This is a genomic window from Flavobacterium anhuiense, assembly GCF_900101855.1.
GTDB lineage: Bacteria > Bacteroidota > Bacteroidia > Flavobacteriales > Flavobacteriaceae > Flavobacterium > Flavobacterium anhuiense.
This window is the reverse complement of the sequence record NZ_FMVC01000002.1, coordinates 116,410-139,274: the sequence shown is the minus strand read 5'-3', so window position 1 is coordinate 139,274 and position 22,865 is coordinate 116,410. Positions and strand designations below refer to the sequence as shown.

Annotated in this window: 16 protein-coding genes; 14 read left to right on the top strand and 2 right to left on the bottom strand. The window is 36.0% G+C overall.

Annotated elements, in window-relative coordinates; genetic code table 11:
• Window positions 1-109: 109 nt before the first annotated feature.
• Entirely contained in the window at window positions 110-604 is a 495-nt protein-coding gene (locus BLP44_RS05040; protein ID WP_091130137.1) for a hypothetical protein, read from the bottom strand.
• Window positions 605-1,025: 421 nt separating this feature from the next.
• On the opposite strand from BLP44_RS05040, the gene dnaK reads away from it, so the two are divergent.
• The 7 genes from dnaK to BLP44_RS05005 all read left to right on the top strand — a co-directional run bounded on the left by dnaK (window position 1,026) and on the right by BLP44_RS05005 (window position 7,577).
• Window positions 1,026-2,912 carry a molecular chaperone DnaK gene (gene dnaK, locus BLP44_RS05035; protein ID WP_008462816.1) on the top strand — a complete coding sequence of 629 codons (1,887 nt, stop codon included), beginning with the start codon at window positions 1,026-1,028 and terminating at the stop codon, window positions 2,910-2,912.
• A gap of 206 nt (window positions 2,913-3,118) precedes the next feature.
• A complete protein-coding gene (locus BLP44_RS05030; protein WP_091130134.1) occupies window positions 3,119-3,673 on the top strand; it encodes a helix-turn-helix domain-containing protein in 555 nt (184 codons plus the stop codon).
• A complete protein-coding gene (locus BLP44_RS05025) occupies window positions 3,670-4,929 on the top strand; it encodes a site-specific integrase (RefSeq protein ID WP_091130130.1) in 1,260 nt (419 codons plus the stop codon). The genes BLP44_RS05030 and BLP44_RS05025 overlap by 4 nt, the downstream gene beginning before the upstream one ends.
• 12 nt (window positions 4,930-4,941) lie before the next feature.
• The gene (locus BLP44_RS05020) at window positions 4,942-5,673 is read left to right on the top strand and encodes a hypothetical protein (RefSeq protein WP_244511684.1); all 732 of its coding nucleotides are present in this window, start codon (window positions 4,942-4,944) and stop codon (window positions 5,671-5,673) included.
• A 106-nt stretch (window positions 5,674-5,779) separates the two neighbouring features.
• Window positions 5,780-6,121, top strand: a complete 342-nt coding sequence (locus BLP44_RS05015; protein ID WP_091131355.1) for a helix-turn-helix domain-containing protein — start codon at window positions 5,780-5,782, stop codon at window positions 6,119-6,121.
• Window positions 6,122-6,801: 680 nt separating this feature from the next.
• On the top strand, window positions 6,802-7,050 hold the full coding sequence (locus tag BLP44_RS05010) for a hypothetical protein (protein ID WP_091130126.1): 249 nt from the start codon (window positions 6,802-6,804) through the stop codon (window positions 7,048-7,050).
• A 56-nt stretch (window positions 7,051-7,106) separates the two neighbouring features.
• Complete coding sequence (locus BLP44_RS05005; RefSeq protein WP_244511682.1) at window positions 7,107-7,577, top strand: DUF3592 domain-containing protein; 471 nt, start codon at window positions 7,107-7,109, stop codon at window positions 7,575-7,577.
• 427 nt (window positions 7,578-8,004) lie between these two features.
• On the opposite strand, the gene BLP44_RS05000 is transcribed toward BLP44_RS05005, so the two are convergent.
• Window positions 8,005-8,655 (bottom strand): RNA polymerase sigma factor, encoded by a 651-nt coding sequence (locus BLP44_RS05000; protein ID WP_244511681.1) that lies wholly within the window; start codon window positions 8,653-8,655, stop codon window positions 8,005-8,007.
• 280 nt (window positions 8,656-8,935) lie between these two features.
• On the opposite strand from BLP44_RS05000, the gene BLP44_RS04995 reads away from it, so the two are divergent.
• The 7 genes from BLP44_RS04995 to BLP44_RS04965 all read left to right on the top strand — a co-directional run bounded on the left by BLP44_RS04995 (window position 8,936) and on the right by BLP44_RS04965 (window position 22,863).
• Window positions 8,936-10,087 carry a FecR family protein gene (locus BLP44_RS04995; protein WP_091130123.1) on the top strand — a complete coding sequence of 384 codons (1,152 nt, stop codon included), beginning with the start codon at window positions 8,936-8,938 and terminating at the stop codon, window positions 10,085-10,087.
• A gap of 163 nt (window positions 10,088-10,250) precedes the next feature.
• Complete coding sequence (locus BLP44_RS04990) at window positions 10,251-13,820, top strand: SusC/RagA family TonB-linked outer membrane protein (RefSeq protein WP_091130120.1); 3,570 nt, start codon at window positions 10,251-10,253, stop codon at window positions 13,818-13,820.
• A gap of 17 nt (window positions 13,821-13,837) precedes the next feature.
• Complete coding sequence (locus tag BLP44_RS04985) at window positions 13,838-15,244, top strand: RagB/SusD family nutrient uptake outer membrane protein (RefSeq protein ID WP_091130116.1); 1,407 nt, start codon at window positions 13,838-13,840, stop codon at window positions 15,242-15,244.
• 65 nt (window positions 15,245-15,309) lie between these two features.
• Window positions 15,310-16,512: a TlpA disulfide reductase family protein gene (locus BLP44_RS04980; RefSeq protein ID WP_091130113.1), complete on the top strand. Its 1,203-nt coding sequence runs from the start codon at window positions 15,310-15,312 to the stop codon at window positions 16,510-16,512.
• Window positions 16,513-16,635: 123 nt separating this feature from the next.
• Complete coding sequence (locus tag BLP44_RS04975) at window positions 16,636-17,769, top strand: TlpA disulfide reductase family protein (protein WP_139159176.1); 1,134 nt, start codon at window positions 16,636-16,638, stop codon at window positions 17,767-17,769.
• A gap of 78 nt (window positions 17,770-17,847) precedes the next feature.
• Window positions 17,848-20,619 (top strand): M16 family metallopeptidase, encoded by a 2,772-nt coding sequence (locus BLP44_RS04970; protein WP_091131348.1) that lies wholly within the window; start codon window positions 17,848-17,850, stop codon window positions 20,617-20,619.
• 234 nt (window positions 20,620-20,853) lie between these two features.
• Window positions 20,854-22,863: a protein-disulfide reductase DsbD family protein gene (locus BLP44_RS04965; RefSeq protein ID WP_091130105.1), complete on the top strand. Its 2,010-nt coding sequence runs from the start codon at window positions 20,854-20,856 to the stop codon at window positions 22,861-22,863.
• Window positions 22,864-22,865 lie beyond the last annotated feature (2 nt).

Genomic DNA, 22,865 nt, shown 5'->3' with positions numbered 1-22,865 from the left:
TTTAATTAGTGTTTAATCTAGTAATCTGTTTTCGTTTAGATGTTTAAAAATAATTTTATCAACTTCATTTATTATGCTTTTTTAAACTATACATTTTTTTTTCAGACTTCTATTTCTGTTTATGTCTTTTTCTATTATATATCAATTTGTATTCTTCAGTTCTATTTATGTATTTTCTTTTATTCATTATTTTAAAATAAAAAAGGTACATCAAAGGAACTGCAACAACTACGATCAACATTAAAAAGTCAAATATTCCATAATAGGAATTAATTTTTTCATCATTAATAGTTAATATTTTTGAGTTCGTATTTCCTGCGTGTAAATTTTTAGAAACTATTCTGTCTCCAACATTAATTGTGTAGTTTAATCTTTCGTATGCTGTCAAATATAAAACATTCTTATTGTTGTTGATTTCATATTCGAATCCATGTAATGTTCCGCCCTTATTATAATTCGAAACTGAATTTACTTTGGTAACTGTTCCTGTTATAATATCACTTTTATCAAAATGCTTTACATTATGATAGGTAGTTGAAAGAGAAGTAATGAAAAGAAGTAAAGCTATCAGATTGATAATAAAAATTGCAATGTGTCTCTTCATTTTTTAAAAAATATTAAATGCTATTCGTAAACTTCTCGTTAGCTTAATTTGTGATAAAATTATATGAAATCGCTTAAAAGCAATCAATTATATGTTAGGGATGTCACTTGATATTTATTTTCAAATATATTATTTTTTACTAGTGATCATCGAAGAGATTTTAATTTGTTTGGTTATTTATTAAATTTTATAAATCAAGTAAGCTGTAAAAAGAATAGGAGAAAAAGTCAGTGTTAGCTCATAATGATATAATTGTGTTGTTATGCCATATTTGTCATGTCTTAAAAATGTCATGTTGTCAGACGATTTTTTAGTCTCGACAGTAAAACTGACAATTTTATTTGGTTTTTTATATTGGCACAAAGATTGACTTATGCCACCTGAGTTATTAAAATAAAATCAAAAATTAAATATATAAAAAATGGGTAAAATAATCGGAATTGACTTAGGTACGACGAACTCTTGTGTTTCTGTAATGGAAGGTAACGAAGCAGTTGTTATCCCTAACGCAGAAGGAAAAAGAACTACACCATCTATCATCGCTTTTGTTGAAGGTGGCGAAATTAAAGTAGGTGATCCTGCAAAAAGACAAGCAGTAACGAATCCTACAAAAACGATTGCTTCTATTAAACGTTTTATGGGACACACTTTTGCAGAAACTGAAGGTGAAGCAAAAAGAGTTCCTTACAAAGTGGTAAAAGGTGACAACAATACTCCACGTGTGGATATTGACGGTCGTTTATATACTCCACAAGAATTGTCTGCAATGACACTTCAAAAAATGAAAAAAACTGCTGAAGACTATTTAGGTCAAACAGTTTCTGAAGCAGTTATTACTGTTCCTGCTTACTTTAACGATGCTCAGCGTCAAGCTACAAAAGAAGCTGGTGAAATCGCTGGTCTTAAAGTTATGCGTATCATCAACGAGCCAACTGCTGCTGCACTTGCTTACGGATTAGATAAAAAAGGAACTGATCAAAAAATTGCTGTTTACGATTTAGGTGGAGGTACTTTTGATATCTCTGTTCTTGAATTAGGAGACGGTGTATTTGAAGTATTATCTACAAACGGTGATACTCACTTAGGTGGTGATGACTTTGACCAAGTTATTATTGACTGGTTAGCTGACGAATTCAAATCTGAAGAAGGTATTGACTTACGTTTAGATCCAATGTCATTACAGCGTTTAAAAGAAGCTGCTGAGAAAGCTAAAATTGAATTATCTTCTTCTGCTGAGACTGAGGTAAACTTACCTTACGTAACAGCTACTGCTTCTGGACCAAAACACTTAGTAAAAAAATTAACTAGAGCTAAATTTGAGCAATTATCAGATGCATTAGTAAAACGTTCTATGGAGCCAGTTGCTAAAGCATTAAAAGATGCAGGTTTATCTACATCTGATATCGACGAAGTAATTCTTGTAGGAGGTTCTACTCGTATGCCAAGAATCGCTGACGAAGTTGAAAAATTCTTTGGTAAAAAAGCTTCTAAAGGTGTTAACCCTGATGAGGTTGTGGCTATTGGAGCTGCTATTCAAGGTGGAGTTTTATCTGGAGATGTAAAAGATGTATTGTTACTTGATGTAACTCCTCTTTCTTTAGGTATCGAAACTATGGGTGGTGTATTAACTAAATTAATTGAGGCTAACACAACTATCCCAACTAAAAAATCTCAAGTATTCTCTACTGCTGCTGATTCTCAACCATCTGTTGAAATCCACGTATTGCAAGGAGAAAGAGCTATGGCAGCTGATAACAAAACTATCGGTCGTTTCCACTTAGATGGTATTCCACCAGCACCAAGAGGAGTTCCTCAAATCGAAGTAACTTTCGATATCGATGCTAACGGTATTATCAAAGTTTCTGCAACTGATAAAGGAACAGGAAAATCTCACGATATCCGTATCGAGGCTTCTTCTGGATTAACAGCTGAAGAAATCGAAAGAATGAAAAAAGATGCTGAAGCTAATGCTGATGCAGATAGAATTGCAAAAGAAAGAGCTGAGAAATTGAACGAAGCTGATAGTACTATTTTCCAAACTGAAAGTCAATTGAAAGAATTGGGAGATAAATTGACAGACGATCAAAAAACAGCTATTGAATACGCTTTAACTGAATTGAGAATGGCTCACCAATCTCAAGATCTTGACGCAATCCAAAAAGGATTAGACAATGTAAATGCAGCTTGGAAAACAGCTACAGAAGCAATGTACGCTCAAGGTGGCGACCAAGCAGGTCAACAAGCTGCTCCACAACAAGAGCAATCTGGAGACAATGTTGAAGACGTTGAATTCGAAGAAGTTAAATAAGTACTGATTAACATCGGTTAATAATAAGTGTTAAACCGCTGTAAACAAAATGTTTACAGCGGTTTTTCTTTTTTATTCATTTTTTATTTCTGCTGTTTTTTAATCGTTTTTTATCATATATTTGTACCATATTTGTACCGGCACTTAAAAGGCGACGAAGTGGCACTTATGTACCCTTATGGTACCTTAATGAGGAGACAAAGGCGATGAAAAGAATAAATAAACAATGTCTTAACTGCGGAGAGGAATTTCTGCCTAAGACCGTGACTTCTGTTTACTGCTCACATATATGCAGCAAAAAAGCATACAAACAGAAGATCAAGCGGCTTAAAATTGAAGAGGAGGTCAAAGCTCTGACAGATAAAATACCCGCGAACAGGGCATTTATTTCTGTTCCTGAAGCTGGCATGCTTTTTGGCATTGCCAAAAGAACACTTTACCGGCTTGTAGAACAAGGGAAAATTCCGTCGGTTAATCTGGGAACCCGCCTTGTTAGGATTGACCGCAGAGTTATGGAAGGGATGTTCGGCCCTGCCCGAAGCCTGCACGTGGCTGAAAGCGCACCAAAGAAAAAATTATACAGTCTTGAAAAAGAAGACTGCTATTCCATCGGCGAAATAGCCCAGAGATTTCAGATATCCGAGGGTTCTGTCTACAGCCATATCAGGAAATATTCAATTCCGACCAGACAGATCGGGAAACATGTATATGCCCCCAAAAGCGAAATTGACAACTTGTATAACGGAAATGATTTCATATGAAGCAATTAGCAAGAACCAAGGTGACTGTACGCCTCCGAAAAGCAGAAGGCCGAAAAGAGTGGTATGTCTACATAGAAAGCTATCCTGTTGAGGTTTCCGGAAAGAAAACGCCCCAGAGAATCCGTGAATATTTAAACAGATCCGTGACAACAGTGGAGTGGGACAAGAATAGAGCTGCCCGCACAGATGCACAGGGCATAAAATACTATAAACCCAGACGGACGGATAATGGAATAATAGTGTGCAGAAGCGAAAGCGACCGCGAGGCAATGCTGTATGCGGACGGGGTGCGTAAAATCAGGCAGAAAGAATACGATAATACAGATCTTTACAGTGATGCTGAGAACCTGTTGGCTGAACAGAAAGAAAAAGCAAAAGAGGATTTTATCAGATATGTTGCCGCTGTGGCGGCTAAAAGACACGCCAGAAGTTCAAAATCCATTCAGATCAATTGGGAGCGGACCAGAGAATTTTTGAAAAGCTATTCCAAAGGCAGGCTGGCGTTTTCCCAGATTAACGGCAGAATGGCGGAAGAATTTAAACTTTTTCTGCTGTGTGCCCCGCTCGGAGGTGGCAAGAAAGGAATACTTTCCCGCAATACTGCTGCAAGGTATTTTTCAATATTTAAAGCGGCTTTAAAACAGGCCTTTATCGACGGATATCTAACCGTTGATCTGTCGTCAAAAATAAGAGGCATACCTGAGCAGGAATCAAGACGCGAGTATCTGACAATTGGAGAACTGAATGCATTGGCGGACACGCCCTGCGAAAAGGACATCCTTAAAAGAGCCGCGCTTTTCTCAGCGCTTACAGGTCTGAGGCATTCCGACATCCAGAAGCTCCGCTGGAAAGATATAAATCTTGAAGATGGTATGGCTAGGCTCCATTTCACGCAGAAAAAGACAAAGGGTGTTGAGTATATGCCTATTTCTGAGCAGGCTTTCCAGCTCTGCGGAGTGCCAAGGCTTTCCGGGCAGCTTGTCTTTGAGGATCTGCCGGATCCGTCGTGGATTTCACGTCCTTTAAAAAAATGGGTTGAATCTGCAGGCATTAAAAAAAATATCACCTTCCACTGCTTCCGCCATACATTTGCAACGCTTCAGCTGGCAAGCGGGACAGACATCTATACGGTCAGCAAAATGCTGGGGCATACCAATGTGAAAACTACTCAAATCTACGCTAAAGTGATAGATGAGAAGAAGAACAGGGCTTCCCAGGCAATACAGTTGGAATCTTTAAAGAAAAGAGCGCAATGAAAATAAAGTACTTTGAATATATTGCAGTTTACCTGTCTGTTTTTTTTAGTCTGCATTTTTATAGGCGCGGTCGCAAGATTTGTGCTGAAGGAAATGGGGGCTGATGAGTATACGTCCAGCGTATTTTTCTGGATAGGCACTGGATTTGGAATTTTGGCCTTTTCAATTCTAAGCCTATTTCTGAACGGTTTGGCAGAGAGACTGCTGAACTGTTTTTTGAAGGCAAAGAAAAATGGATCGCCTGAACTCCTGATTCCAAATGAAGACCTCCAAAAAATTGGGCAGCAGCAGGGCGCTTTAGCCAAACCCGGATTGTCTGAAAATAATAATTCAGCCAGAGATATTGAACAGATTAGGGAGCAGAGGCAAAATGCAATCAAAAATCAGAAACAGGCCAGAATTGATGCTGCAATCCGTTATGCGCAGCTTGAGTTCGCGCTTTATGCGTCGGATGATGATCTGAAACAATTGGGCAGGAATATAATGATATATGCTGAGGGAATAGATTTCGAAAAGATTAAACCGGTCAAAGTAAAAGATCTGACCAATCTCGATCTGTATCATTTTGGCTGGAATATGTGGAACTGTTTTAAGGTCAGCAGACAGGACAGAGCCGCAAAATTTTTAAAGCTGACTTTTGCCGACGCTTTAAAAGATGTTGAAGAGAACAGCATTAAAACGCATCTCAAAGATGATGAGCAGAAAGGGCTTATAAAGATTATGGAAGATTTTGCCCATTTTTAAGCGCCAATACTTATAAGCGCTGTGTTTTTCAAGTGTTTCTGCTGTGAAGAAAGGAACAGCAGAAACACTTTTTTCATTTGCGCTATAACTGTTAAAAATTATGGCGATGGATATAAATGAAATCTCTTTTGATAACCTGCCCAAAGCAGTAGCTCATCTATTGAAAGAAATTGCTGAGATCAAACTTATGATTCAGAATGTGCAGGTGTATGAATCCAAAGAAAAAAGCATTCCCATCGGCATTGAAGAAGCGAGCCGGCTGATAGGAAAAGCAAAGCCTACAATTTACGCTCTTGTAAGGCAGAGAAAAATCCCCAGCTATAAATATGGCAAAAAGCTGTACTTTTTTGAAGGAGAACTTTTAGAATGGATCTCTAAAGGGAAAAAGAAAACAATTCAGGAAATCGAATCGGAAGTATCGAAGTATAATCATACTCGAAATAAATAGATAAAAACATATAGCAAGAATTGAACTCCAATAAAAAGATAGCCGGTAGGCTATCTTTTCGGTTCTGTCGCATCTGCGAATAACTTTTATCTAGAATTTTAAACGCACCTAAAAATGAACACTAAAGGTCATTGCTAACCGAAGGCTATTATTCTACGGGCAGCCTATTCCAAGCTTAGGTGTACTTTAAGCTATCTGGAAGTGGAATAATGAAAAATACTTCATCCGCATTTGGCCGCAAAGTTGAACATCATCACCAGGCTGGGAAACTGCATGGATACTTTTCCAAGTCAGTTCTGGCCCCTCAAGAAAGCATAGGTTTCAATAGCCGGATTGACTTTAGGCGGTTACTGCGACACCTGGGAATAAGCATCTATGGCAAATATCAACCCTATGAGCCAAAGGAATGCTTTCACACTGCATTTGACTGATGCCGCAATATTTTCTTTTTTTTAATAGTACAGTTCTTAATTTTTGCACCTTATCCTATGCCTGTATTGTATGACAAGGTAAAATAATTAACTGAACAGTCATTTTATTATACGATTATATGCTGGTCTTTTAAAATTTTCACTTTTAAGACTGCCGCTTTTTTTTTTAACACATCTGCCTAATGCGCATACAGCCTAAATATGTATATTTGATTAAAGAATAACAAAAATACCCACAGATCTTTCACAATGGAAAAAGCAATACAACTACAGGTGAGAAAAGATTTGGATGCGAGACAGCAGCATACGATCCTAAAGCTCAAAGGGAGCCTGATCTCAAAAGGCTACACCGAGATTATTCATATCCTTGACAAAGATGAGCAGTACCATATCAACTATTTCGAGACCGAGGTGAGCAGAAGCACTGAGGTGCGGGATTACATCAGGGCATTCATCACTGATGAAAACCTGATCGATGCCGCCGAAATGCTGTCTTAAAAACAAGCGATGCAGGACAGCGTCCCACATTTTCAGAATTGCGTGAATGGCAACTGATGCCCGTACCCCGTACTATGGCATATGATAAAGCAATTGAAATGGAACAGATAAAAAAGAAAATTATGTGGCAATATTATTTAATCTCGGGACTAGGGCTAGTATTCCTTCTATCGGCAATATTCTCTTTCCGCAATACAATGCTATTTCTAAAAAATGGCAATAAAGCCACTGCGACTGTTATTGGGCTTCACAGGTACGAATCAGATGGCGAAGTGTTTGCGCCAATCTTTACTTTTCAAACAAAAGATAACCGATTGGTTACATATGAACTGGCAGAAGGAACCGATCCTCCCGCTTGGAAAATAGGGGAGACGGCAACTGTCATCTATAATCCTTCAGATCCATCGGAAGTAAGTTTGTATAGTTACTTTAGAGTATTTATATGGACATTGGTTCTGCTATCGATTGCTCTTCCATTATTAGTTATTGGAGGGGGCTATTTTATCGCGGTAAGATTTATCCTCTAATAGATGAAAGAGGTGCTGTTTTTTAATTGCGCTGCAGGCTAATTTTTAAACGTTGCTTTCTTTTTTCAGTTTTCTTCTTCATTAGTTTTTTCTTCTGGAAAAAATTGTTTAAAGCGTTTTAGTTAAGGGTTTCGCTCCAAGGTAATAAATATTTATAAAAGGCGGTTCTAATGCTGCCGATATCACAGTCCATCACAAGCGACGATTAAAATCCGACATTGCAAATATCTGAAAAATATTGTGGAGCAGATCATCGTTCTATCAAATGGCGGATACAAAACGGTTTGGGTTTTAAAAGTTTTTCGTCTGCTGGAAGAACCTTGGCAGGAGTTTAAGTTGTGCACATGTTGAGAAAGAATAAGATGCTTAAGCCAGGAACAAGCCTGTTCAAATCATTTTGCAAATTGGCTGCATAATTTTCGAATTCTTAATTTCTTTCGGATTTGCATGGCAGATGCGACTGAACCGTTGAATCCATATTTGTGAAGTAAAGCTTCTTATTCGAAAATAATAAAAACAAAACGCTTCTTACCTTTTCTTCTAAAGTACTACGTAATATAGAAAAAGCCTTTGTAATTTGTGCTTCAACTGTTTTTATGGAAACATCGAGATGTTCAGCGATTTCAATATTCGTTAAACCTTCTTTTTTACTTAGAATGAAAACCTCTTTGCACTTTGGAGGCAGGTTTTGAATTTCTTTGTTCACTGCATTCAAAACTCTCTGAAATGCTTCAGAATCCTCTTCCTGCACAATTCCGTTTAAGGCATCATAATACGATTTTTCTAGAGAGAATAAAGACTGGTTTTTGCGATACAAATCAATAAATTCATTGTAGACCAGTTTGTAGAGAAAACTTTTTAAAGAATGATTTTCTTTTAATCTCGTACGGTGTTCCCAAACTTTAATAAAAACATTCTGTACAATATCTTCGGCACTGTAAATATTCTTAACCAAGCTGTTAGCATACACGCAAAGTTTATGATGATACGTGTCGATAAGATACGTGTAGGCGCCTTCATCCCCATTTTTTAGAGACTCAATTAGAATAATATTATCGCTGTAATCATCAATCTTCATAAAAACAAATATATAAATTAATAGTTTTTGAGGTCAAAAAGTAAACTGAATTTGGTCAAAATGGCCTCTTTTTTGTCTTTTCTATTTGAAAATTATTACAAATAAAAAACCTAGAAGATGCAAATGTAAATCTTTTGATTTATAATTTCTACTAATTTAGTAGAGTTTTGTTGAAAGAAAAGACTTGTGAAAAATAAAAAAATCAGTAAAATGAAAAAAACTTTATCAAATTGTTAGGGTTTTGTTTTTTGGCTTCGTAATAATATTAAAAACGACTAAAATGATAGCAAAAAAGCCAGAGAGATTAATTGTTAAATTTATCACAAACGAGGCTTCCCAAGAAGAGATTGAGCAGCTTACAGAGTGGTTAAAAGAAGAAGAGAATCAAATTGTATTTAAAGATTTTGTGCAAACCAATTATGCAATTGATACTGCTTTGAACACTTTTGATTCGACTGAAGTTAAGAAACAGCTTTCAGAGCGAATCAAGAAGGAAAATAATGTTTTCTACAAAAGGAGATTTTCATCGTATTATAAGTATGCAGCGGTTTTGATTGTGGCACTGGGAGGATTTTATTTTTATAAAAATTCTACCTCAGAACAAGTTAAACAAAATGTGATCGTGCCAAGAGTTGATGAAATTGTTTTACAATTCGGTAACGGAACATCTGAGAATATTGATATTTCTGAAGAAAAAAATATTACGGATAAAGACGGAAACATTATTGGAAAACAAGAAAAAAACAGATTGGTTTATAACAAAGTTTTAGCTGAAGGAGAATTGGTTTACAACACCTTGAAAATTCCATACGGGAAAAAATTTGAAGTGCAATTATCAGACGGAACTTTGGTGCATTTAAATTCTGGAACCTTGTTTAAATATCCGGTTCAGTTTGTCAGAAACCAAAACAGACAAGTGTATTTAACTGGAGAAGCGTATTTTGAAGTAAGCAAAGACAAGAGTCATCCGTTTACGGTAAATGCTCAGGAAGTTAATGTTGAGGTTTTGGGAACTAAGTTCAATGTAGATTCTTATTCTAACAATCCTAGTACAGATGTTGTCTTGGTTGAAGGTAAAGTTTCGCTTTATAAGGAAGAGAAAACAAACCAAAATCAAGTTTATTTAGCGCCTGGTTTTAAAGGTTCTGCTCAAAAAGGACAAAACGAAATTAAAATCGAACAGGTTAATACCGATTATTATACTGATTGGATAAAAGGAAGTTTGGTGTTTAAAAATGCTTCGTTTGATGACATCATCAAAAAACTGGAACGCCAATACAACGTGACTTTCATCAACAGAAATAAAACACTCGGGAAAGAAATTTTTAACGCCCGTTTTGACAATGAACCGATTGAATCAGTCTTGAAATATTTCAGCGACAGTTACGCCATAGATTATAATATTGATAAGGATAAAATAACTATTAAGTAGTTAACAATTAATGATTTATAATTAAAAATTAAAGAAGCCTATGTAACAAAAATCCAAAATGAAAGGATCGTTATAAAAAAACCGGAAAATGCGCCAACATTTCCCGGTAGAGTACATGCGGTCAGTTAATTAACCAACCAACATTAAAAAACATTTTAAAAGTATGAAAAAACTATTGAACAGAATCAGGTTTGATAAGCCTTTTTTGAAATTTGATTTGAAAATGAAATTGACTACATTATTTCTGTTAACTGCATTGACTGTAATGCATGCTGGAACCACTTATTCTCAAAAAAATAAGATTTCTTTTAATGCCAGCAAAATGACCGTTGGCAAAGCGATTGAAAGACTTGAATATACTACGGACTACCGATTTGTTTACAACGTAAGATCTGTTGATTTGAACCGAATAATCGACGTAAATGGATACGAAACTTCAATCGAAGTTATTTTAAGCAAAATTTTTAATGATACCAGTACTGATTTTAAAGTATCTGGAAACCATATTATTCTGACGCCAAGAAAAATCTCTGCAGAAAAACCCGAAGAGAAAAAGCCTGTAGCAGATTTTATGGTAAAAGGGAGAGTAACAGATGAAAAAGGAATGCCTTTGGTAGGAGCAGCAGTTGCTGACAACGGTTCTGGAAGAGGTGCAAATACTGATTTTAATGGTGAATATCAGATTATTGCTGTAAGCAGCGAAACTACTTTAGCGTTTTCTTATTTAGGATATGTAAGACAAGAAATAAAGGTAGAAGGAAGAAGCGTTATTAATGTTGTTTTAAAAGAAGACGTGCAGGAATTGGAAGGCTTAGTCTTAAAAACAGGTTATCAGGATATTACAGAAGAAAAAGTAACAGGATCTTTTTCTAGTTTAAAAGCAAAAGATTTTCAAGAACAGCGTTTAAATAGTTTAGATAAAATTTTAGAAGGACGTATTGTTGGATATCAAGATGGAAGAATTCGTGGAACCACCTCTATGAATGGCGTAACAGCACCTTTATATGTTATTGATGGTTTTCCTGTTGAAAATACAAGATTAACTCCGTACAATACTATTGAAGAAAATCTTCCTAATTTAAACTTAGAAGATATTGAAACAATCACAGTTTTAAAAGATGCTGCCGCTTCGTCTATTTATGGTGCCCGCGCTGCAAATGGAGTGGTAGTCATTACAACCAAAAAAGCAAAAGCAGGAAAAACAAATATTTCTTTTTCAAGCAATTTAACGATAACGCCGTATCGAAATTACACAGAAAATCTTACGGATTCTGCTGATATTATTGGTTTAGAAAGAGGATGGGCAGAAGGAAACCCGAATTTGAAAACGGCTAATGCCTCAACTTATGCACAATCTTTACTAAATAATGCAGTATATACAAGTTTAGGAATGCAGACTATTTTAAATGGTTATGCAGGAAAAACTTCAATGGCAGAAATGAACAGTAGTTTAGATCAACTTGGTTCGCAAGGGTATAAATATTTTGATGATATTGCTAAATATGCAAAACGCGACCAGTATTTTTTGCAGCACAACCTTAGTTTAGGCAAAGCAACTGGAACTAATGCTTTTAATGCATCGATTACTTACAAAGACAATCAGCTTGAAGACAGATATTCTGAGAATCAGTCGGTAGGAATTAATTTGAAAAACTCAACACAAATTAACAGCTGGCTGTCTCTGGATTTAGGAACTTATACCAATTTTGGAAAAGGAGATACGCAGAGTTATTTTGCTAATACTCCTATGTTTAAATATCTACCATACAATCAGCTGGTAAATAACGACGGAACTAACTTTGTTTCTACAGCGGCATCTCGCTACAATAATTTCACGCTTAATTCTATGCAGACTTATGGTCTTTATAACATGGATATCACGCCAATGGATGAATTTAAAAGAAATCTTATTGAAAGCAAGAACTTCCTAAATAGAACCTTCGCCAAGTTTAATGTTAAATTTAGTAACGCCTTTACTTACAATGCCATGTTTCAGTACGAATTTGGTTCAGATCGTGCTAGTCAATTATTTGATAGAGACTCGTATTATGTAAGAAGCAAAGTAAATGGTATGGTCACAATTGCTAATAATAAAGCTGTTTACAATTTGCCTTACGGAGATATCATTAAAGAAACGAATCAGTATTCTAACGCTTATAATTTCCGTCAGCAGTTAAATTTCAATCAGACTTTTGCAGAGAAACATGACTTTTCTGCGATTGCAGGTATGGAAATTCGTCATTCTAAACAAGAATATAACGATAACACCCGCTATGGTTATGATGCACAGACTTTAGGTTTTGCTCCAATAAATCAAGCCGATTTACTAAAAGTATATGGAACAATTTTTAGCGGCTACATGTCACAAAACGAATTTTCATTAGAAAAAGAATTGCAAAACCGTTATGTTTCAGTTTATGGTACCGGAGGTTATACTTATGACAGAAGATATTCTCTTTCTGGAAGTGTTCGCTGGGATCGTTCAAACCTTTGGGGAACCGACAGCAAATACCAAAATAAACCAACTTGGTCTGCAGGAGCAGGATGGAACATCGATAAAGAATCATTTTTTGATGTTGCTTGGGTAGATGGTATTAAACTTCGTGCTTCTTATGGTATTGGCGGAAATATAGCCAAAGATTCAGCGCCGTATTTAACAGCGTATTACAATTCTAATTCAAATGTAGGAGGTAATCAAGGAACGGTAAGTAAAAGACCAAATCCAGAATTATCTTGGGAAAAAACAACTACTGCAGACATTGGTTTAGATTTTTCATTCTTCAAAAGCAGATTAAGCGGAACTGTCGATTTGTATAATAAAAAAGGAGAGGATTTACTAGCAAACACACAAGGAATTCCAACAGAAGGCTGGGGGTATTCTACTTACACCATAAACAATGGTGAAATGACCAACAAAGGTGTCGAAGTGAGTTTAAGAGGAACTATTGTCAAAACACCTTTATTCTCTTGGGATGCCTCAGTTTTGTATGCTTACAACAAAAACGAAGTAGATTATGTAAACGTAGAAGCACCTGTTTATTACCTGCAGCTGGATTATTCGCAAGCGTTTCCTAGAATAGGAAAAAGTTATAACACCATTTATGGTTACAAATGGGCAGGACTAAGTAATACAGGAGTTCCTCAAGTTTATGATGCATCAGGAACAGCAGTAAAATACAATCCAGGACAAATAAATGCTATTAAAGATTTTGGTTCTACAGTTCCAATGCATAGCGGTTCTTTCCATACTTCTGCCAATTATAAAAACTTTTCGCTTTCAGCACTTTTCATTTACGAGTTAGGACATAAAGTTAGAAATACCTTTCTGCCCATGTTAAATAATAATTACAACGGTGCAATGGGAGGTTATGTTACAGATATTACAGTAGTAAACAATCATATTGCCGATAGATGGATGAAACCTGGAGACGAAGCCTTTACAAATGTCCCAAGAGCGGTTTATGAATATGAACCAGAATTTAATTCAGATTCCCGTACCATTTATTCGTATGCCGATGTTAATATTTTGGATGCTTCAAATGTGAGATTAAGTAACATTTCGCTAGCCTATCAAATGCCAAGTTCAATTATTAAGAAAGTAAAATTAGACGGGGTACGTTTCAATCTCAACGCCGAAAATGTCTACACATTTGCAAAAAGTAGAGATGCCAAATACATGCTGGGCGGTTTTATATCTCCAAGCTTTGTTTTTGGTGTAAATGTTAATTTCTAATTTATAATAACTAGACGATGAAAAATATATATAAAAAAATAGCGTGTTTATTAGCTTTAGGATTAACTTTTGCTTCTTGCGAAAATTATTTAGACGATGTCCCTAAAGGATTTAAATCACCTACTACATTAGCAGATTATGAAGCTTTTTTGCGTGACGAATACACCAATCATAGAGTTGACATTACAGGAGCTTCGCAACTATTAAACGACCAATATGTAACTATTGCCACTTTATCAAGTAATAGATTATACAATGCGCTTTATTTGTGGGATGAAAATGCAGACCGAATTGCATTGAAAGTCTCAGATGAAACAACATACTATTCAGGTTACGCCGGTATTTCTACTTTTAATTTAATTATAGAAAATGCATTAAATACCACTAAAGCGACTGAAGCAGAAAAAAGAGTAGTTTGGGCAGAAGCAAAAATATTGCGCGCCATGAACTATTTTAATCTCGTTAATTTTTATGCCGATACGTATTTGGCTTCAACTGCTTCAACAAAACTATCAGTTCCTTTAATTACAAGTGCCAATATTAATGCACCAAGTAAGCAGGTCACAATTCAGGAAATGTATGATTTTATACTAAATGATGTTAAAGAAGCTTTACCTTATTTGTTGAAAGTTTCACAAACTCCTTTACACCCAAATTTAGGTGCAGGTTACGCATTTTATTCAAGAGTTTATCTTCAAATGAATAACTACACAGAAGCTTTAAAATATGCCGATTTAGCCTTGGCAGAAAACAATAAATTGTACGACTGGATTGGATATTACAATACCAATAAAGCCATAATTGATGTACCAAATTCGTATACGACCACAACATCGCCAATGAGCTACAATTATGTAGAAAACTACACGTATCGTCATGGTACTTTTAATAATTTAACAACAGAAAACAGTATTCCGATAGAGCGTGCACAACGTTTTGAAGCTGGAGATGCCCGTTTTATTTCTCGTTGGAAAATATATACTGTTGGAGCAGAAACCTATTACAGAAGAACCCTATCGGGAGCTTTCAACTTTGGTGGAATCACAACTGTTGAGGTTTATCTAATTAAAGCCGAATGTCTGGCTCGAGCAGGGCAAATTAGCGAGGCATTAGCTGTTTTAAATGCGGTTCGCAAAACTCGTATTCTTCCTTCATATTATCAAGACATTGCAACTACTGATAAAACAACTGCTTTAAACGCTATTTACAGAACAAAAAGGAATGAACTTATTAACACGCTGATTCCTTTTGCAGATGCACGTCGTTTAAATGCAGAAGGTATTTATAAAGTAAGTTTTACCAAAACGGTAAACGGAACTGCTTACACATTAAAATCAGATTCTCATTTATGGACAATGCCATTTCCACAAGGGGCAATAAAGAACCCAGGAAACGGAACAATCACACAAAATGTAGCCAAATAATAACTAAAAAGCTTCCTGATTAGAAACTCCGAAAGGGAAGCTTTTCTAAAAATATCAATCAAAAAATGAACGTCATTCAAAATAAAATAGTAGGATTTTGCCTTTGTTTGTTTATGGTTTCTATAAACGTTCAGGCACAAAAGAAAAAAAGCGCTTCAACAGCGGCTTCTTCATATACAATTGAAGGAAATATCACTGGTTTAGCCGACGGAACAACTGTAAAACTAATTCCAGGAGCAACACATTCTTCTGAACTGCCAGTTGCTGAAACGACATTAAAAGAGGGTAAATTTTCTTTCTCAGGAAAATTAAATGAACCTCGTTTTTTTTATGTTGTCTTTGGTAAAAGCAAAGGAAATATTTCTGTAATGGTCGAAAATTCAAAAATAAAAATAACAGCGGCTGGTACAGTTTCAGATCAGGAAAGTGAACGAATAACATTTAAAGACGTAACAATTACAGGTTCAAAATCACATGATTATTATAAAAAAGAAACTGCTTTTAAAGAAGATCTAGACAAAGATTACAAAGACTATCATGTTGGAATAGATGAATTGAGCAGTAAAGTAGGCAAAGCCAGAAAAGAAGGAAATAAAAAAGCCTTAGACTCAATTTACAATACAGAACAATGGAAAATATTTGAAGCTAAAGAAAAAGCATTTTTTACTAAAGTAGAAAAAACAACATTAGCTCTTATTGTAAAACATAAAGAAACATGGTGGGGACCATTTTTTATGATGACCAACTTCACCTATTTTACCCCGGATCAAAAAACATTGTACGATCAGTTTTCTGAAACGGCAAAGAAAAGTTACTACGGACAAATTTTAGATAAAGATTTGAATCCGAAATCCCTAATCGGAACAAGCATTGCCAATTTTACTTTAAAAGACAAAGACGGAAAATCATATGCCGCAAAAGACATTACAGCTGGAAAAAAGTACATTTTGGTTGATTTCTGGGCTTCCTGGTGCGGTCCATGCCGAAAAGAAATTCCAAATCTTAAAACAGCATACTCAGCTTATTCAGAAAAAGGATTTGAAATTTTAAGTATTTCAATTGATAAAGACGAAAAAGCGTGGCAGAAAGCAATAGGACAAGAAAACATGCAGTGGCATAACCTTTTAGACGATGATAAAGTAAGCAAAGCGTTTAATGTAAAAGCAATTCCAGCAACCTATTTAGTTGATAATAATGGTGTAATTATCAGCGATAATTTGAGAGGTGCAGAATTGGAAGCTAAGTTGAAAGAACTTCTGAAATCTTAATTTTAGTAGCAGTGACAGTTTTCAGTTTTGAAAACAACTTTCTCAAAGTTTCAAACTTTGACAAAGTTCTATAGCGAATACCATAAAAAAATATCGCAATCTAACGAACAAAAAAAATATAACATGAAAAGTAAAATTTTAAAATCTAGCCTATTTGCAGTAGCAATGGCGACGGCATTTGCTTCTTGCGCGAAGAAAGAAGGATATACAATCAACGGAAAAATTGCAGGACTGGATAAAGGCATGGTTTATTTGGAATATGCAGATGAAAAAGGAGAGAAGAAAATTATTGATTCTGCAAAGGTAAAAGAAGGTGCATTTTCTTTTACGGGAAAAACAGGAGAGCCATTGTTCCATACCGTTAAAATTAAAGGGCAAGAATACGGAGCATATTTTCTTTTAGATAATGAAGACATTACGATTGAAGCAAAAAAAGATTCTGTTTTTAAAGCAAAAGTAACCGGAGCTACGCAAAACGGATTCTACAAATCATATTATGATAACGAATTCAAAAAAATACAAGCAGTTGCAGGTCCTATTTACAAATTATCTGATTCGCTGACACAAGGAGGTAAAGTAAAATTGACTCCAGAACAGCAAACTATGATGGATAAAAAATGGAAAGATCTTGGCACTTTCGCGGATGATTTGACCGATAAATTCATTAGAAAAAATAAAGACAATTTAGGTGGAGCATTGGTAATACAAGACAGAATTGTGTCCTACGGAACTCCGGAAAAAGTAAAGGAATATTACGGAATTTTATCTCCGGAAATTCAAAAATCATTTTACGGAAAAAAATTAAAAGCATCAATCGATCTGAACGAAAAAACAGCAATTGGCTCTCCGGCTTTAGATTTTTCTCAAACGGACGTAAACGGAAAAGTAGTGAAATTATCAGATTACAAAGGAAAATATGTTTTAGTAGATTTCTGGGCAAGCTGGTGCGGTCCATGCCGAAAAGAAAATCCAAACGTAGTTGCGGCGTACAAAACGTATCATGACAAAGGATTTGATGTTTTGGGAGTTTCTTTAGACGACAAGAAGAAACTTTGGGAAAAAGCAATCGAGAAAGACGGTTTAACATGGACACATGTTTCAGACTTAAAGGGATGGCAGAACGAAGCAGCTGTTTTATACGGTGTAAAAATGGTTCCAACCAACTACTTAATTGGACCTGACGGAAAAATCGTGGCTAAAAACCTTAGAGAAGCTGAATTGCAGTCTAAATTAAAAGAAATTTTCAGCAAGTCTTAAATTCAAATATACAGTTCAACTTTGTCAAAGTTTCAAACTTTGACAAAGTTACTTCAAGATAAAAATTCTCAAAAAAAAATGAAAAAATACATCTTTCTGGGCTATTGCTCATTAGCTTTCTGCGCCCTTATGTCAGCACAGGAAAAATCGGTTAACTTCAAGAAAATAAAAGAATTAGGAGGAATCGAAGAATATTTATATCAGCCAAACGGAATGAACGTTTTGCTTTTGCAGGACAATGCTTCGCCAGTTGCAACCGTACAAATTGTATATCGCGTAGGTTCTAAACACGAAGTTTTAGGAAACACAGGATCAACACACCTTTTAGAACATTTAATGTTTAAAGGAACGCCGACTTTCAATAAGAAAAACGGAAGCACCATTACCGATGTTCTGCAAAATACAGGAGCACAGTTGAATGCGACAACTTGGTACGATCGTACAAATTATTTTGAAACGCTGCCAAGCGATAAAATCGAATTGGCAATTCAGATCGAAGCCGACAGAATGCGTAATTCTTTATTATTGAAAGAAGATAAAGAAGCCGAAATGACCGTAGTTCGTAACGAATTTGAAAGAGGCGAAAACAATCCGAATAGTTTATTAGACAAAGAAATCTGGGCTGCGGCTTACATTGCTCATCCGTATCACCATTCCACAATCGGTTGGAAATCGGACATAGAAAAAGCTCCGATTGAAGTATTGCGAAATTTCTACAATACGTATTATTGGCCAGATAATGCAACTTTAACCATTATTGGAGATTTCAAAAAAGAGAATGTTTTTGAATTGATTGAAAAGTATTTCGGGAAAATTGCAAAAGCGCCAAATGCAATTCCTCAGCCTTATACCGAAGAGCCTCAGCAATATGGTGCACGTAAAATTACAGTAAGAAAACCAGGAGAATCGGGCGTTGTAAACAAAGCCTATAAAATTCCAGGCGCTTTACACGAAGATTTTCCTGCGTTGAATATTTTGGCTCAGATTATTGGTGTTGGCCCTTCAGCGATTTTAAACAAAACTTTCGTTGATACGCGTTTAGGAATTTATACTTATGCAAGCGCATCAAACTTTAAAGAGGTCGGGCTTTTCACCATTGGCGTTGGTTTTCCAGCAACTTCAAAGCACGAAGACATCGATGCTAAAATCGGCGAAGTTGTAGCTAAAATTCAAAAAGAGGGTGTGACTCAGGACGAAGTAAATAGAGTTGTGGCCAAAATCAGTGCGCAGACTATTTTAGCACGCGACGGTTCTGGTGTGATTGCATCGGCATTAAATGAATCGATTGCAGCTGGCGACTGGACAGATTATATTACAGGAGTTGACCGACTAAAAAAAGTAACTCCCGCAGATGTTCTGCGCGTGGCAAATAAATATCTGGTTGATGATCAAAGCACAACAGGATATTTTATTCCGAAACAATCTGGAAATCAAAATAATGATTCAGCGAAAGCGAATAATTATATGCCAGAAAATGGTCCGTTTTATTACAGACATTCAGATGAAGGACATATTCATGAGGAAACTTCATCCGCTCCAGCTTTAGTAAAAAATACAACAGAAGAAATTGCTAGTGCAGAAACTTTAATAGAGAAATCAGCTTCGGCTTTTAAAAGAGAAAAAATATCCGGAATCGATGTGGTTTCAGTAAAAACTTCGGCAAAAGATTTCGTGACAGTTGCAGCAAGCATTTCGTTAGGAAATTATGCAAGTGAAACTAAAAATGATGTTATTCCGGCATTAACAGCATCAATGTTGTCAAAAGGAACAACATTCAATGACAAGTTTAAATTCTCAGAAAAATTGCAAAAATTGGGCGTTACATTAAATGTAAATGCATCAACATTTAAAATCAATATCGGATTTAAATGTTTAAAAAAAGACTTAGATCAGGTAATCGCTTTATTGGCTGAAGAATTGAGAAATCCGTTGTTTGATGTTAAAGAATTCGAAAACTTGAAACAGCAGTTTATTGGAAATACACAACAGGATTTGAACGATCCGGGCGAAAGAGGAAGCATTGCTTTATCTCAGGCGATTTATCCGAAAGGGAATCCAAATTACAGCCTGAGCGTAGAAGACAACATTGCGAATATCAAAAATGCAACTTTAGACGAAGTAAAAGCTTTCCACAAAAAATATTTCGGGACAGCTTCAATGCGTCTGGTAATTGTGGGCGATACTGATGGAGCCAGCCTAAGTTCTTCTCTAAAAAGATCATTCAAAAACTGGAATGGCGGCGTTACAGAAAAACTGAAATTTGAAGAAGCTTCAAAATCTCCGGCAAAAACACAAGTGGTAACCATTCCAGAAAAACCAAGTGCCGAATTGTATATCGGACAGTTTACAGGTTTAAAAAGGGCCGATGCCGACTATATTCCGTTTTACATCGGAAATTACACTTTAGGAGCAGGTTTCGCGGGGCGCCTTATGCAGACGGTTCGTGATAATGACGGTTTGACTTACAGCATTTCTTCAGGTGTAGGCGGAAATATCGAAACGGGAGGATACTGGTACGTAAATGCTTCTTTTAACCCAAATTTATTTCAAAAAGGTCTTGATGCGACAATGGTTCAGGTTGAGAAATGGGTAAAAAACGGAATCACAGCCGAAGAATTGGAAAACAAGAAAACCAATTTAATAGGAAGTTTTAAAGTGGGAATGTCAACCACAAACGGAATGGCAAGAACGATTTTAAGTTTCATCGAAAGAGGGTTAGAGCCAAGTTACATCGATCAATATCCAAAAGATATCGAAAAAACAACCTTGCAGCAGGTAAACGACGCGATCAAAAAATACATTCAGCTGGATAAAATGATTATCATTAAAGCCGGTTCTCTTGATAAATAAATTGCATTCGCAGTTACAGGTTTCAGTCTTACGAATTCAACTTTGTCAAAGTTTCAAACCTTGGCAAAGTCCTCTGTAGTGACTAAGGCTTAAAAACTGCGACTGAAAACTTAATTTTAATAGTCGTCTTTCATTATTTCATTTTAGAATCTGAATTAGTAAGCCATTTTCTATGAAAGACCAAAAGAGCTGTTTTTGCCAACAGCTCTTTTTTAAACCTATAAACTATAAACAATGAAAAACATCATCATAACATTGCTGTCGCTTTTTTCTGCAAGTGCGTTTGCGCAAATGTACAATCCAGTAAAGTGGAGTACATCCGTAGAAAAAATTTCAGAGAAAGAATATATTTTAAAAGCGAAGGCCGTAATTCAATCTGGCTGGCATCTGTACGGACAATATATTGAAGAAGGCGGGCCTTCGCCAACGGCTTTTACCTTTAAAAATCAGCCGCATAATTTCGAATTAATCGGAAAAACAACTGAAGATAAAGGGCACGAAACAGTGGATAAAATCTTCGATATGAAAATCAAATATTTTGAAGATAAAGCGCTTTTCACTCAAAAAATCAAATTCATTTCAGACAATATTTCAAATGTTGCGGCTGAAGTTGATTTTATGGTTTGCGATGACAGCAATTGTTTGCCGCCCTCTGCAGAAGAATTGGCTTTTAAAATTCCGACTGGGAAGAAATTGGCTTCCGCCGAGGAAACTGCAGCAGTAAAACAAGATTCTATAATTACGGAAGAAAAAACTGTTTCTAAGACCGGAGAGAAAAAATCACAAGGAGAAATTACAGCTTCACCAAAGAAAACCCGATCGAGAGGACTGCTAACGATTTTTATTTTAGCTTTTTTATCTGGCTTTGCTGCTTTGCTGACGCCTTGCGTTTTCCCGATGATTCCGATGACGGTAAGTTTTTTTACCAAACAAAGCAAAAGCAAAGCGGCTGGAATTAGAAATGCCATGATTTACGGAATTTCAATCGTAATTATTTATGTTCTATTAGGTTCAATCGTAACGGCAGTTTTTGGTGCCGATTCGCTGAATGCGCTCTCAACAAACGTTTGGTTTAATTTAGTTTTCTTTATTTTACTGGTTGTTTTCGCCTGTTCGTTTTTGGGTGCTTTCGAAATAGTATTGCCAAGTTCATTAGCCAGCAAAGTCGATTCGCAAGCCGATAGAGGAGGGCTGATCGGGATTTTCTTTATGGCTTTGGCTTTAGCCATCGTATCATTTTCTTGCACAGGTCCGATTGTAGGAACATTATTGGTTGAAGCGGCCTCAAAAGGCGGCATTGCGCCAATTGTTGGAATGTTAGGATTTTCTATTGCCATTGCATTGCCGTTTTCTTTATTTGCAGCTTTCCCGGGATGGTTAAACGCACTGCCAAAATCAGGCGGATGGCTCAATACGGTAAAAGTGGTTTTAGGATTTTTAGAATTGGCTTTGGCTTTCAAATTTTTATCCAATGCCGATTTAGTTTTGCAATTGCATTGGCTGGAAAGAGAAGTTTTTTTAGCAATTTGGATTGCCGTTTTCGGAATGCTGGCTTTTTATTTATTCGGAAAAATTACGTTGCCTCATGATTCGCCTTTAAATCATATTTCAGTTGGAAGATTAGGTTTCGGATTGATTGTTTTAAGCTTCACCATTTATTTAATTCCAGGACTTTGGGGCGCTCCGCTAAAATTAATCAGCGGATTTCCACCTCCAATGCAATACAGCGAATCAACAAACGGACTTGGAGTTTCGGGCAATTCAGAATTGAAAATAACAGGTCCGCTACCGGCAGAGGCGGAACACGGTCCGCAGAATATTATCACTTTTCACGATTACGATAAAGGAATGGATTACGCTAAAAAAGCAGAAAAACCAGTTTTATTAGATTTTACAGGATATGCCTGCGTAAACTGCCGAAAAATGGAAGAATTGGTTTGGTCGGATCCGAAAGTTTTAGGCGTTTTAAACAATGATGTCGTTTTGATTTCGCTTTATGTGGACGATAAAAAAGAACTTCCTGAAAACGAACAATACATTTCTGAAACAACTGGAAAAAAAATCAAAACCATTGGAAACAAATGGAGCGATTTACAGATAAAAACCTACAAAGCAAATGCGCAGCCGTTTTATGTAATTGTGGATCACAAAAGCAATTCTTTAACAGAAACTTCAGCCTACAATCCTGATGTCAAAGAATATTACAATTGGCTGCAAAGCGGAATTAAAAACTTCAAAAAGTAAAA